At 45.1% G+C, this 13,893-nt stretch carries 8 protein-coding genes and 3 pseudogenes; 4 read left to right on the top strand and 7 right to left on the bottom strand.

Annotated elements, in window-relative coordinates; translation table 11 throughout:
* Window positions 1–75 precede the first annotated feature (75 nt).
* The 4 genes and pseudogenes from istB to P4S59_RS08850 all read right to left on the bottom strand — a co-directional run.
* On the bottom strand, window positions 76–816 hold the full coding sequence (gene istB, locus P4S59_RS08865) for an IS21-like element ISVch3 family helper ATPase IstB (protein ID WP_238131037.1): 741 nt from the start codon (window positions 814–816) through the stop codon (window positions 76–78).
* A gap of 10 nt (window positions 817–826) precedes the next feature.
* A complete protein-coding gene (gene istA, locus P4S59_RS08860; RefSeq protein WP_337167981.1) occupies window positions 827–2,359 on the bottom strand; it encodes an IS21 family transposase in 1,533 nt (510 codons plus the stop codon).
* 190 nt (window positions 2,360–2,549) lie between these two features.
* Window positions 2,550–3,356 (bottom strand): DUF2955 domain-containing protein, encoded by an 807-nt coding sequence (locus tag P4S59_RS08855; RefSeq protein ID WP_337168258.1) that lies wholly within the window; start codon window positions 3,354–3,356, stop codon window positions 2,550–2,552.
* A pseudogene (locus P4S59_RS08850) lies at window positions 3,346–3,462 on the bottom strand (HlyD family secretion protein); the annotation flags it as partial. The pseudogene P4S59_RS08850 and the gene P4S59_RS08855, both read right to left, overlap by 11 nt.
* A gap of 73 nt (window positions 3,463–3,535) precedes the next feature.
* Here P4S59_RS08850 and P4S59_RS08845 point away from each other — a divergent pair.
* A pseudogene (locus P4S59_RS08845) lies at window positions 3,536–4,557 on the top strand (IS110 family transposase).
* 233 nt (window positions 4,558–4,790) lie between these two features.
* Here the strand turns inward: P4S59_RS08845 and P4S59_RS08840 are convergent.
* Complete coding sequence (locus P4S59_RS08840; RefSeq protein ID WP_337168257.1) at window positions 4,791–5,750, bottom strand: HlyD family secretion protein; 960 nt, start codon at window positions 5,748–5,750, stop codon at window positions 4,791–4,793.
* Between the two features lie 367 nt (window positions 5,751–6,117).
* On the bottom strand, window positions 6,118–7,683 hold the full coding sequence (locus tag P4S59_RS08835; RefSeq protein WP_337168256.1) for an arylsulfatase: 1,566 nt from the start codon (window positions 7,681–7,683) through the stop codon (window positions 6,118–6,120).
* 393 nt (window positions 7,684–8,076) lie between these two features.
* On the opposite strand from P4S59_RS08835, the pseudogene P4S59_RS08830 reads away from it, so the two are divergent.
* A pseudogene (locus tag P4S59_RS08830) lies at window positions 8,077–10,399 on the top strand (multiheme c-type cytochrome).
* A gap of 58 nt (window positions 10,400–10,457) precedes the next feature.
* Here P4S59_RS08830 and P4S59_RS08825 read toward each other — a convergent pair.
* A complete protein-coding gene (locus tag P4S59_RS08825; protein WP_337168255.1) occupies window positions 10,458–11,246 on the bottom strand; it encodes a formylglycine-generating enzyme family protein in 789 nt (262 codons plus the stop codon).
* Window positions 11,247–11,423: 177 nt separating this feature from the next.
* On the opposite strand from P4S59_RS08825, the gene P4S59_RS08820 reads away from it, so the two are divergent.
* Together P4S59_RS08820 and P4S59_RS08815 are read left to right on the top strand one after the other, a co-directional pair.
* Window positions 11,424–12,746, top strand: a complete 1,323-nt coding sequence (locus tag P4S59_RS08820; RefSeq protein WP_337168254.1) for an anaerobic sulfatase maturase — start codon at window positions 11,424–11,426, stop codon at window positions 12,744–12,746.
* Between the two features lie 40 nt (window positions 12,747–12,786).
* On the top strand, window positions 12,787–13,869 hold the full coding sequence (locus P4S59_RS08815) for a tetratricopeptide repeat protein (protein WP_337168253.1): 1,083 nt from the start codon (window positions 12,787–12,789) through the stop codon (window positions 13,867–13,869).
* The last annotated feature ends 24 nt before the right edge of the window (window positions 13,870–13,893 follow it).

The following is a 13,893-nucleotide window of genomic DNA, read 5'->3' as shown; positions in this document are numbered from 1 at the left end:
TATTTCGGTGATTGCGAACGCTTGTTTCGGTTTATTCCGAACACCTTAACCAGCACTTTTTCTCTTTCCCTATTTTTACTCTAAGTGTTCGGATTGCGCCAGTTTTCTCATTGATTCTCCTCCCAGTTCTATTCGATGACTATTGTGAACTAGACGATCCATTAGAGCGTCAGCGACAGTGGCGTTGCCGATCATGTTGTACCATTCTTTTACTGGTAACTGGCTGATGACGATTGTGCTGCTGTTTTGGTAACGATCTTCAAGTACTTCTAACAAGTGACCAGCATGCTCTTGAGTCAGTTTTTCCATCCCCCAGTCGTCGAGGAGTAGTAAGCCTTTCTTAGCCAGCGACTGAAGTTGTTTTTGATAACTACCATCCAGACGACCTGCGGTCAGGTCATCGAGCAAGCGAGTTAATCGGTAGTATCTGACCGTTTGCTGTTGGTCGCAGGCGCTGGTTGCCAGTGCGCAACCAAGATACGTTTTACCTGCGCCTGTTGGGCCTGTGATCAAGATGTTCTGGTGCTTGTGCAGATAGCCACCCGTTAGCAGTTCGCTCATCTGCTTGCGGTTGAGGTTTCGTCCCTCCTTGTAAATAAGTTGGCTCGGCTGAGCATCCACTCTCAGCTTGGCTTGTCGTTTCAGGCGTTGGATTTTGGTTTGATTGCGATTCAAGATTTCACTTTCCAGAAGTAGGCTTAACCTCTCCTCGAAGTCCAGCTCTGCGTAGGTGGTCAGTTGCTCTTGTTGCTGCTCTAACGCTTTCGCCGCATGACTTAAGCGCAGGGTTTTGAGTTGGTCATTCAGTGCGTTCATATCCTTTCTCCTAGTGATAACAGTTCGGGCCACGAACATTGCTGTGAACAAGGTTCGGCGTATTCGCTTTATCTTTACTCAGGTGCCCCTCACGATTGTTCTTGAGTAGATTGTTGACGAAGGTGTAATTGGGTTTTGTCAGCATCAATGCATCTTTACAGGCTTGTTCTAGGCGCGACTCGCCATAGGTTTTACTCAGATTGAGCAGCCCAAGACAGGAACGATAGGCCTGCTCTGGATGAGGTTTGGCGTTCAGCATCTTATTGACGACTTCTCGGGTGGCTGGGCCGATATTGGCTCCCCAGTTGAGCAAGCGTCCAGGCGACCACTTTTGATGTTGATGGTTACTCGGCATGTGCTCTGGTTGAGTGCTGTTTCCACGTTCCCTTTGGCTGCGTGGATGTTGAGCGATCAAGTTACCTTGGTGGTAGATCTGCACCAGACGGTTGGAGGCTTCCAGCTCGACATGGTGGCCAACCAGTTGATGGGGAACCGAGTAGTAGTGACGGCGATATTCGATGTGATAATCAGGCCCAACTTTGGCTCGCTTGGTTTCGGTATAGAGATATCGCTGTTTAGGAAGGGGCTTTAACGCGGGTTTATCGAGTTTGTCGAACAGTGCTTTGCGGCTCGCACCATACTGCTTCATCTCACGTTCGTTTAAGTCATTCATAAGCTCACGGATGGCGAGGTTCAGCTCTTTAAAGGTATGGAAGGTTTGATGGCGAAGTCGCATCATGATCCAACGTTCCACTAGGAGGACGGCATTTTCTGCTTTGGCTTTGTCTTTCGGTTTGTAGGGGCGAGCTGGCATCACGGCAGTTTGATAATGATTTGCCAGTTTTTGATAGCTTTCATTAAGCCTCGGTTCATAACGGTTAGGTTTGCTGACCGCGCTGCGTAGATTATCGGGAACCAAGAGATGGGGGACGCCACCGAAGTGCTCGAAGGCATTGGCATGCGCCTCTAACCAGTAAGACTTCCCTTGGCTGGGGAAGGCTTCCACATAGGTGTAGTTGGACGCGCCTAAGCTTGCTACGAACACTTCTGCTTCGCGCACTTCACCTGTATCAGGGTTGACCACTTGAAGCCGAGGCCCACAGTAATCGATAAACAGCTTATCACCTGCAACATGGAGCTGACGCATACTGCGCTTTTGGGTTTTGAACCAACGAGTGAAGTGCTCGCAGAACTGAGTGTAAGCGTAAGCTTGCTCTTGATATTGCTCATGGTACTCCTGCCACAATAACATCTTTGTCATGCCTTTACGTTTGAGTTCGACAGCGTACTGAGCGAAGTCTGGCATAACCTTGTCTCGACTGGCTTGCTTCGAATGATATAGGGCTTTGGTAAGGTCCGTATCACTGCAACCTTCTGGGAGAGGCCAGCCTATCTGACTTTGCTTAAAGCGAGCGACAAGCTCTGAGACTGTTGCAAGGCTGACATTGAGACAACTAGCAATACTACGGTAGGACAACCCACACTCGTACTTAAGGCGTAATATCTCTTTGATTTTGTTCATTGGAGTTCTCTTTTTAGCCATTGTCGCTTCCTTACGTTCTTGTTTAAGAAGTAAAGAATAGCGAGCTATTGATTTAAAAGAGAAAAAGGAAGGATTTCGGGCATTCCGAACGCGGTTTTCGCTATTCCGAACGCTGATTTCGGAGTTCGCTTAAAAGTGTTCGGATAATCGCGGAATGTACGTTCGGATTAAACCGAAATAGGTGTTCGGGTCATACCGAAATGGCTGTTCGGAATGCTCCGAAATACGCAATGGTAACGCCAAGTACAACGTAAGTAGGTGCACCTGTGGCTACTGCAAGCATGCATGGAATAGTAAACAAGATCCCTAGGCTTGTAGTGATAATTCGATACCGCCCAAAGGAATGACTGTCTTGATTAACTGGGTGCTTAATCATGCTGCCAAATGTTATTGCGATTAATAGCGTTTGAGAGCTTCCAGATGATATTAGCGCGTACAAAACAACACACAATGCGGTTGCTTTAAAGACGATAAGCCCGATATGTTCGTCTGCACCATCAAGAGTGGTTTGGTCTGGTTGTATATCTTTTTCGTCCCCAGGGAATAGCCAAAAGCTAATATATGTGGCAACCAACGCAACAATGAAACTATTAAATAAGACCCATGGCAACCCCTCAAGCGACAACCCCATTTGTTGGCTTGTGACCACGATAATCAATACAACAATCAAAGTGAGTGTCGAAACGATGTCTTTGGGATCGCGATGACTTCGGTAATAACTCCAACAGAGAAGTGACCAAGTAAACAGTAAGAAGCCACTAGGAGAGCTCATGAGCGCTCCTGCTAAAGTTACGATGCCAAAGCTGAGAAGTGAGAGTATTACCAGCAATTTCAACATCATGTTGAACGGGGGTTTAGATGGCATCAGTGTTAGAAAAATCACAACGAATATTGGCGCGATAAAGGGAGTAGGTGCACCTGAATACTGTAAGTAAAACAGTAAAAGAATCGGAGTGAAAACCAATCTAATGATTGGGTTTGCTGAACTATGAAACATAAGTCCAGATACTCAACACTCTCATCCAGAAAGAGGCCAGCCACTCTCCAAAGGTGCTTTGCTCAGTTAAAAAGGCGACCGTTGCTTTCGAACCATAACGTATGGAATGGACTTCCTCCCTATCACTCAGCCGTTAGTTCTGAGATGATAAATTCACCATTTCATACGGAGATAACAACATGGCTGTGACTGTATTAGGTATCGACCTAGCAAAAAATGTGTTCGCATTGCATGGTGTTGACCACAAAGGCAATACCATTTTATGCAAACCCAAAGTAAGTCGGGCCAAGCTGTTAGAAACGGTAGCCAATATGCCACCGTGTCTGATTGGAATGGAAGCATGTAGCAGCGCTCATTTTTGGGCCCGATTATTCAAAAATGTCGGCCACGAAGTTCGCCTCATCGCTCCTAAGTTTGTCTCTCCTTATCGACTGTCTGGCAAAGCAGGGAAAAATGATGCTGCTGATGCTCAAGCTATCTGTGAAGCAGTTCAACGTCCTCATATGCGATTTGTTAGCATCAAGTCAGAAGAGCAGCAATCGATTCAATGTTTGCACCGAGCTAGGCAGGGCCTAAATGAAGAAAGGACGGCAGTATGCAACCGCATTCGTGGTTTGCTCGCTGAGTTTGGTGTGATTGCTCCTTTATCACCGGAGCGATTGCGTAACGAGTTCGAGAGCATGAAGGTTCACCTTCCAACCTTAGCCGCAACTTGCATGGATGAATTATTTCTTCATATAGACAACATTGAGCGCAGGCTTTTAAAGTTCGACCGACTGATTAAAGAGACGGCAGAGCAAGATGAACGATGCCGACTATTGATGCAACTAAAGGGGTTGGACCTATGACAGCCAGTGCTCTAGTATCAGCGATCTCTGACGGAAAAGAGTTTCGTAATGGCCGTCAATTGGCGGCCTGGTTGGGTTTAACGCCTTCTCAATACAGCAGCGGAGGGAAACCAAAATTAGGGCGAATTACTAAAGCTGGTGACAACTATATTCGTAGTCTGCTTGTGCAGGGGGCGCGTTCAATGATGGCTAGCGCCGGACGAAAAGACGATCCGCTCAGTAAGTGGGTCTGTGATGTCAAAGATCGCCGTGGTTACTGGCGAGCCGCTATTGCTTTAGCTGCAAAAAATGCACGACACTGTTGGGCAATACTTCACTATGGTGAATCATTCGAAAATTGTTATTCAACCTAAATAAATCTCTTACCACCAATGATGACAACGCAAATATGATAAGGGTTAAGACCCCGCAAGAGGTGCCTGAGAAAACGTTAGGATGTTAAATATCCGATTAGCGTATGAGGTTCTTGCGAGCGTCTTTCATTTTGGTCCGGAACAGAATATTCCAGTATGACCGCTTATAGTACTGCATCTTAATCTTCATTGTGATTGCGTTCAGAGCACCCATTGACATCGGGAGGAAGTCCTTATAGTACGTTTTCGGGAATATCTCCGCCTTCAAAAACTATATTTACAGGATAGCGCTGTGCGTTTAAGGCATTATTGTCTGCAACCAAAAAGCCAGTTGTCGGATCGATGTCGTTACTGCCACCAGTACCCCAACCAATGCTTTCTACTCGCCCTTCAAACACTCTGCCAGGTAAAGCATCCAACACAATCTTTGTTTTTTGTCCCGCACGAACATGCTCGAGTGAGTTTTCGCGAACAAGCGCTGATACCCACACGCCTCTCGGATCAATGAAAGTGACAAGAGGTGAGCCAGTCGTCGCTTTTTGCCCAACAGTAAGTTGTAAGTTAGAAACGATCCCCTTTGATGGAGCAATCACTTTCGTTCGTTGTAAGTCGAGTTGTGCTTTTTCTAGATTTGCTATAGCTGCGAGAATCTGGGGATTATCTTGCCCTTCGGGGCCAAGATTATGCTTGGCTTGAGCTAAGGACGCTTCTGCTGCCTCTAATGTGGCTTGAGCTCGTGCTTTAGCTTCGATGGCGTTGTCTAGCTCAGATTTACTCAATACCCCTTTTGCGGCGAGCTCGGTTACGCGAGCTGCTTGTTCTCTTGCGTTGTCACGAGCTGCGAGTGATTCAATGACCTTAGCTTGTGCCACTTCAACAGCCGCGGTGTTGGCTCCAATGTTTTGGCCAGCAATGGCTAAGTTTGCTTCGGCTGAACGCAGATTAATTTGATAGTCTCTTGGATCAATTTCGAAGAGCACATCACCAGCATTGACGACTTGATTATTGCGAACATGGATTTCAGTTAGGTTCCCCGAAACCTCTGGAGTAATACGGACAAGATAAGAATGAATCCGAGCGGTGCCAGTGATTGGTGTTACTCGATCAGCCCACAAGCTATATAGCCAAACCACAAAAACGAGGCCAATAATAATAAAGCTTAACTTTCTGGAAGATGATTCCGCTTTAGACATCCAATTCTCTCTTGTTACAATACGTTAGGTAAACAATGTTACAACATGTGACACATACAATGCTTCCAAAAAATCAACTATTTGTTATCGAGCGCATAGGGTTATTTGGTTATTCCACCTAGAGAAAAGGATTTCTATAGGGATTACGAACTATTTGAAATATGAAAGTAATGAGTCTAAATGAACTTAAGATGAAGCTGGTGGTAAGTGCTCAGGTCTTTGATAAAGGTGGTTTCGTAAGAAAGGACTCTACGGCAGGATGCTTGTTCTTTGCGATAGTAAACTGAACGAATAGTTCTTACTTCAGCAAATATAAGCCAGCAGAGCTCTGCTGGCTCAGTAACGCAATCTAGAGTGATTAATTAGATTACTTAACTTTATTCACTTCCTGTTTAAGCATTTCTAACTGCTGCATCTTTTCTTGCATCTGCAAAGAGTCGTAATTTAAAGAAGCAGGGTTCATAGTTGTACCGCGTTGCATTGGGTATTCAGGTAACGTTTTAAAGAAGTCGCCAACAACGTCTTGAATTGGTACAAACAACCACATGTTGTCTGCCATCCAACGTAGATACATTTGTGACTCGCTAGGACCTTTTTCAAATGGGTCTGCGCGTAAGTGAATGATCTTAGGCCAGTTTGGTACAGAGCGCACGGCGTCGCTTAGGTTTCCTTCCAGAGTTGCAAAGTGAAGTTTCCAGTCATTCCAGCGTACTGCGTTTAGTTCACCATTTGAGGTGAAGTAGAGCAGAGACTCACGTGGTCCTTTCTCTTCTTTTCCCTCGAAGTATGGCATGAAGTTGTAGCCGTCTATATGGACACGCCAGTCTTTACCATTTGCTTTGTAACCTTCAGCAAGCTTTTCTTTCACGTCAGGAACGCTAGCTGCCGCTAACAATGTTGGCAACCAGTCTTGATGAGCCATCATTTCGTTGATTTTCGTTCCTGGCTTAATGACACCAGGCCAACGCACAAGTTGAGGCACACGCATACCGCCTTCCCAAGTCGTGCCTTTCTCACCGTGGAATGGGGTTGCGCCCCCATCAGGCCAAGTCATGGTCTCTGCGCCGTTATCTGTTGTATAAATAACGATGGTGTTGTCAGCAACGCCTAACTCATCGAGTTTGTCGAGCAATACGCCGACTTGATCGTCATGCTCTAACATGCCATCAGCGTAAATGCTAACACCGGATTTACCTCGGTACTTTTCTTGTAATCGGGTCCACACGTGCATGCGCGTAGAGTTATGCCAGATGAAGAAAGGCTTATCTGCTTTAACAGCTTTCTCCATAAACGATAAAGTGCTTTCGAGGAACTCTTCGTCCGCGTGTTCCATGCGTTTACGCGTCATTGGGCCAGTATCTTCAATCTTACCGTCGGCATAAGATTTAATTACACCACGAGGACCATAGTTTTTACGGAACTCTGGGTCTTTAGGGTAGTAGTAGGTTTCGGGCTCTTCTTCTGCATTAAGGTGGTACAAGTTACCAAAGAATTCATCAAAACCATGATTGGTAGGTAGGTGCTTATCTTGATCGCCCAAGTGGTTTTTACCGAACTGAGCTGTCATATAACCTTGGTCTTTTAGTAAGTCAGCAATAGTTGGTGCCCAATCTGGAATCCCATGGTCGGAACCCGGCATACCAATCGTCAGCAAGCCAGTACGAAATGGTTCTTCGCCAGTAATGAATGCTGCTCGACCCGCAGTACAAGATTGTTGGCCGTAATGGTCTGTAAACAAAGCACCTTCGTTCGCGATACGATCGATGTTAGGGGTTTTGTAACGCATCATACCTTGGTTATATGCGCTGATGTTCCAGTAACCGACATCGTCACCGAAAATTGCAAGTATGTTGGGTTTGTCTGCCGCCATCGCTGCGCTGGACGTTGCTAACAGCCCGACGCCTACTGCGATTTTTCTCAATTGGTTTGCCATAAAAAACTCCAGGTGGTTGAGAGTAACGAGAAGCACAAGTAAACCTTGTGCTTAGGTGCTGCATAAGTTAATGATGTGTATAGAAAAATCCTCTTATACTCTTTATAACTATAAGTTATTGAGGGTGTTTAACTATTTGTTTCTAAATAAAAATACTTGTCATTCTGATGATTTTGGGAGGTTTTAAAAATAGAGATGGGTCACTAATGAACACCAGAGCAGGTTGCTGGTGAGACGAATAAGGTTTCAGCAAAAACACCGAGATACTCCCTAATCGGGGGACAAAGAATGGAGCACTCATTTTGACGGCCTTTCACTTCTAATTATTTGTATAACCAAGGGGTTAGCGACTATATTGATTCAAGTTGCACCATCTAAATACTAAGGATAGTTATGAGTCAGTGGGCAGGTCGGTTTCGGTGTCTATTTCTGGGCATCGTCATGGTGAGTGGTTCGTTTTTATCCCAGGCATCAGTGATAGAGAGTCCCCAAAATACCACGAAGCTTGGGTTGGAATATGTTGGCACGCAAACGTGCGCGGAATGTCACCAACAAGAGGTGGAGGCTTGGAAGGGCTCTCATCACGATATGGCAATGAAACATGCAAACTCAGAATCTGTTCAAGGTAATTTTGATAACCGCACAGTGACGCATGATGGGCAACCCAACCGTTTTTTTAGACAAGGCGAGGAGTATTGGGTCAATATTCAAGGCCCTGATGGTCAATGGCATGATTATAAAATTAGCTACACATTTGGCTGGAAGCCGTTACAGCAATATATGGTGGAGTTTGAAGACGGTCGTGTACAGCTCATTCCTTTTGCATGGGATTCAAGGACGAAATCGGAAGGTGGTCAGCGCTGGTTTCACCTCTATCCAGAGACAACAACGACAGATGAGTTTTACTGGACTAACACTGGGCAAAATTGGAATTTCATGTGTGCAGACTGTCATTCGACCAATGTAAAGAAGAACTATGACGCAATCAAAAATACCTACAACACGTCTTGGTCCGAGATCAATGTTGGTTGTGAAGCGTGTCATGGCCCTGCAAGTGGACACATCGAGTTGGCGAAAAAGTCCGCATCTACAGGAGGCTCTTTCGATACAGATAGTCACTATGGTTTTGACCGAAATTTATCTAAAGCGGTAACCGATTGGGTATTTGAGAAGGGCCACAGAACGTTACAACCAAAAGCAATCGCAGAAACAAACCAAGTTCAGACGTGCGCACAATGTCACAGTCGTCGAACGCAGTTGAATGAGACAGGTAATCACATTCAAGGCTCATTTTTCGATAAATACCGGTTAAGCCTGATCACTCCAGAACTCTACTACCACGATGGCCAAATTTACGATGAAGACTATGTTTACGGTTCATTTCTTCAGTCTGAAATGGCTGAAAAAGGCGTAACATGCACCAATTGCCACGATCCTCATTCGGCAAAGCTAAACATCCCAGAAGAGGCGGTATGTTCACAATGTCATATTGCGTCAGAATATACCCCAGAAAACCACACCTTCCATGAAGCGGGATCTAAAGCGTCACAATGTACGACTTGTCACATGCCAGAAACGACTTATATGCAAGTCGATCCTCGTAGAGACCACAGTTGGCACGTACCTGAGACCTGACTTGAGCAAACACATCGATACGCCCAATGTATGTACGTCTTGTCATGAGGATAAGAATAACCAGTGGGCGGATGCGCAGATAGCCGAATGGTTTCCTCACTCTCAATACCGCAATCAACAACACTTTGCTGTCGCATTTTATGCCGATGCAATTGGGCACAAAGGGGCGGCGAATGCTCTGGCTTACTCTGCTCAGGATTCATCATTAAAAGACATCATACGAGCTTCTGCATTAGAGCGAATGGGCGGCAATACTGACCAAAATACGACTGTTTCGCTCGCAAGGGCCGTTAAAAATGAGAATGAAATGATTCGGCTCGGCGCAGTCGCTGGCTCGTCTGGTTATGAGTTTCATGATCGATGGCGAATTTTAGAACCACTGCTGGATGATCCCGTACTTTCAGTTAGGGCGGAGACGGCTTCGGTATTAGTGACCAGCTATGCGCAAATGACGCCGTTACAAAAAGATAGGATTCAACCACCGCTTGTAGAGTACATGGACATTCAAAAGTTTAACGCCGATCGTGGTTTCGGCAGAACCAATTTGGCAAATGTATACCGCAGCTTAGGCGAAATCGATAAGGCAATTGCGTTATACCAAGAAGCGATAAGTATCGAGCCTTATTTCGAAAATAGTTACGTGAATTTATCGGACCTGTATAGACGCCTCGGGAAAGAAAAAGCTGCGCTCTCGGTGTTACAACAAGGGATGAAAGCTCAGCCTAAATCCAGCTCATTACCTTACAGTGCCGGTCTTTCTTTGTTACGCCAAGGCAAGGAAGATGAGGCCAAAGCTCTACTTAAACATGCCGCAGAACTAGGAAAGACTAACGCTCACTACTGGTATGTTTATGGTCTAGCTTTAGAAAAAAGTGAAGTTCTGGAAGCCAGTAAGGCATTGCAGACTGCGTTTAAAGTTGGTGGGAACCCTCAACATTTATATGCTCAATGCGAAGTTCTAGCGAGAAATTATAAAAAAGGCGCTGTCGCTTTTGCTTTCGATAGGTGTCTAAAAGAGCTGAGTAATTATGCTCCTAAGCAGGCTATTGATCAGCTGAAAGCATCTATTGCGAATCTGTAGAGATTAAACACCAATAGTAAAAAGTGGAGCCTTTATCGCGCCACTTTCTCTACTTAGTTTAGTCTACGTCTTTCGCTAGTCTAAGGCCCATGTCAGACATAATGACGGATTGGCTGGCAAAATCGCGGCGATAGTTTTCAGATTCGTCTGCGTCATAAGCAAAGCTGCCGCCACGTACAGACTTGTGTGCAAGGCTTTCTTTTTCCTCTTTTGCGTTTACCGGATTATCACTGGGCGCTGTTTTGTAATAACCTTCGTCAAAAGCATCAATAACAAACTCGCCTACGTTACCTGTCATATCGTACAACCCGAGCTCGTTTGGTTGCTTTTGACCTACCTTATGAGCCTTATTGTGCGAGTTATTCGCATACCAAGCCACCTCGTCAATATTGTTTGATCCAGAAAAAGTGAAGTCTTTACTTAAAATTCCGCCTTTAGCGGCAAACTCCCATTCTGCTTCTGTTGGTAGACGGTAATGCTCTCCCGTTTTTTCATTCAATTTCTTAATGAAATAATTGGCTTGTTGCCAACTAATATTATTGACGGGTGTATTTGGATCTCGAAAGTAGCTCAGAGAGGAGCCAGTGATAGCTTCAAAGAGCGATTGAGTTACCTCGAATTTTGACAAATAGAATCCATCAACGTTAACAGTGCGAGCTGGGCCCTCTGACTTTTTGGCTGATGGATTATCTGCGCCCATCGTAAACTGCCCACCTTCGACAAGAACCATATCTTGATCGATTTTCTGAGCGAGAGAGTTTGGTGGGGTTGTTGCACACCCATTAATTATCAGCGTGACCGATATGGCTGAGACAAAGGAAATAATCTTACTTTTGGGATGCTTCATTCGGCGACTCCGTCAACGACTTTGGTCAAAAAGTCTAGCAAGAAAAACCATAACAAACGGTTATACACACTATAACAAGCGCCGAGAATAATTGAACATTATCATCACCCTAGGCGATTAACTCGATGATTAGGTTTGACATCATTGGGGATAGGTTAGCAACTAAGAAGGTGATGAATGCACATAACTCAAGGGCCGCAGTTCAACGGAAAAGCATCTAAGCGTTTACATGTGATGGCAAAGCCCATTGGTGCTGCCTGCAACATCGATTGCACTTATTGTTATTACTTAAGCAAACAAGATTTGTTGGAATATAAGCAAGGGTGCTCGCCAATAATGGATGACGAAACCTTAGAGAGCTATATCCGCCAATACATAGAAGGGCAGAACACACCTGAAATTATCTTCTCTTGGCAAGGTGGAGAGCCGACCATGCTGGGGTTGGATTACTTCAAAAGAATTGTTGAACTACAAGATCAATACCGCCCTCATGGTATTACGATCTCTAATGATCTTCAGACTAATGGCACGCTTCTTAATGATGAGTGGTGCGAGTTTCTAAAAGCGAACCACTTTCTTGTCGGTTTAAGCATCGATGGCCCTGAGATGATGCACAACGCTTACCGAACAAATCGAGCGGGAAGAGGCACATTTAAACAAGTGATGAACGCCGTTGAGCTATTACATAAGCATGAAGTGAAGTTTGCAACGCTCACGTGTGTGAACAACTTGACCAGCCGAAACCCATTGGAAGTGTATCGCTTCTTACGAGATGAAGTACGTTCCCCTCAAATGCAGTTTATTCCGATTGTTGAGCAGAAAACTTTCAGAACAACAGCGCCACAAACTTGGAAGCCCAATGATCAACTAATGCAAGGTGATAAACGTCTGATTCCCGGCCACAAGGATTCGGTTGTCGAGCCATTTTGTGTGGCGGATGAAGCATGGGGTAACTTCCTTATCGCGATATTCAATGAGTGGGTCGTGCATGATATTGGTAACGTTTTTGTACAGTATTTTGAAGCAAGTTTGGAAACATGGATGGGAAGCAAAAACCCACTATGCACGCTAGGTGAAATCTGTGGCAAAGGTTTAGCAATGGAACCAAACGGTGATGTCTTTGCGTGTGACCACTATGTTTACCCGGAATACAAGGTCGGAAATATTCACCGCGAAAAACTCGATACTCTCGCTTATAGCCCTGACCAGCAGAAATTCGGGTTTGCTAAAAGTCGTACACTGCCTCAGCAGTGTGTTCATTGCGATTATCAGTTTGCATGTTTTGGAGAATGCCCTAAAAACCGCTTTATTCGCACCAGAAAAGGTGAGCCTGGCCTTAACTATCTATGTGCAGGTTGGAAGAAGTTTTTTGCGCATGTCGACAAATCAATGGCGTACATTTTACGAGCGATGGGCAACCCTGTGGTACACGGTAAATACAGCGATAAGGTTTTACACCTGAAAGCGTCTAATCGACCTGTTTTTGACACCAAGTTCTAAGATTCAACTGGTCCAGTTTTATAAAAGTAAGGTCTCATCAATGCAAAAGATAACGCGTTTTACGAAGTCACTTTTAACTTTCACGATGAGTGTAGCGTTAAGCCAAGGCGCTTGGGCTCAAGATAAACCTCTGCTCAATTCAGATAGAGTTTCACCCGTTGAGATAGCATCTCAAGAGGAACCAATGACGCTAGCACAGCAAGTCGAAAAATTGTCTTATGATGCACAAAACAAGAAGTTGTCTTCAGAAAAGCGTATTGATGCTTTACGTGAACTGGCCAACTACCCCAGCCAAAACGCTTTGGTTGCCGTCGCTCGTGGTTTGAAAGATGCAGATGCTGGAATTCGTGAAGCGGCAATTGTAGGAGCTCAACCCTATATGATAGAGCATCGCTGGCGTCTGGTTTCCCCGTTGCTAAGTGATGACGATGCAATGGTTCGAATTACCGCAGCGATAAACTTGGTTCGAGATTACGCCAGTTTAAGTTCGGAGCAGCAACAGTTACTTGAAGGCGCGGTGACTGATTTAACATCCTACTTGTCGCAGAAAACTGACAACGTTTCTAGATTACTCCTTGCCGATGTATATCGTTGGCATCGAGAGTGGGACAAAGCGGCATTGATTTATCCAGAGCTAACCAAGCTGATGCCAAGTAACCCGCAAGTCTGGTTAAGCTATGCGGACAATTTTCGAGCGCAACAAAAAGATCGACAAGCTATCCAAGTACTTGATGAAGCAATCACACTTTTTCCTGATAACGCTGCTTTGCATTACTCGAAGTCATTGGCGCTAGTAAGACTTGGTGAGAAGCATGATGCCGCTAGCGAAATTGAAAAGGCCGCTAACATGGCAAAGAACAACAGTTATTTTTGGTACTTAAATGGTGTTCTGCAAGAAGAGTTAGATCTTAAAAAGTCTGTGCACGCTTTTGAAAAAGCTTATTTGATCTCTGGCGCGCCGGAGCAGCTTTATGCAGTGTGTGATATCTACATTCGGTACGATAACCCCAAGTCTGAACAGTGTTTAGCGGAACTTAAGAAAGTGGCTCCGGATTACGTGATTGATGAGCTTAATCAGAAAAAGGGACGTCAAAGTACTTCAGAGCAGGTTGACGCCAGCTAACTCAACACTTTATCAGTAAGCTTC

The organism is Vibrio sp. M60_M70, assembly GCF_037162085.1.
In the GTDB taxonomy this organism is placed as follows: Bacteria; Pseudomonadota; Gammaproteobacteria; order Enterobacterales; family Vibrionaceae; genus Vibrio; species Vibrio diabolicus.
The sequence above is the reverse complement of the archived record's forward strand: the minus strand, read 5'-3'. Positions and strand labels throughout refer to the sequence as shown.

Coding starts and splice junctions, on each gene's coding strand:
- istB (WP_238131037.1), bottom strand. CDS start 816: ATGAACGCACTGAATGACCAACTCAAAACCCTGCGCTTAAGTCATGCG.
- P4S59_RS08840 (WP_337168257.1), bottom strand. CDS start 5,750: ATGTCTAAAGCGGAATCATCTTCCAGAAAGTTAAGCTTTATTATTATT.
- P4S59_RS08855 (WP_337168258.1), bottom strand. CDS start 3,356: ATGTTTCATAGTTCAGCAAACCCAATCATTAGATTGGTTTTCACTCCG.
- P4S59_RS08825 (WP_337168255.1), bottom strand. CDS start 11,246: ATGAAGCATCCCAAAAGTAAGATTATTTCCTTTGTCTCAGCCATATCG.
- P4S59_RS08815 (WP_337168253.1), top strand. CDS start 12,787: ATGCAAAAGATAACGCGTTTTACGAAGTCACTTTTAACTTTCACGATG.
- P4S59_RS08820 (WP_337168254.1), top strand. CDS start 11,424: ATGCACATAACTCAAGGGCCGCAGTTCAACGGAAAAGCATCTAAGCGT.
- P4S59_RS08835 (WP_337168256.1), bottom strand. CDS start 7,683: ATGGCAAACCAATTGAGAAAAATCGCAGTAGGCGTCGGGCTGTTAGCA.
- istA (WP_337167981.1), bottom strand. CDS start 2,359: ATGGCTAAAAAGAGAACTCCAATGAACAAAATCAAAGAGATATTACGC.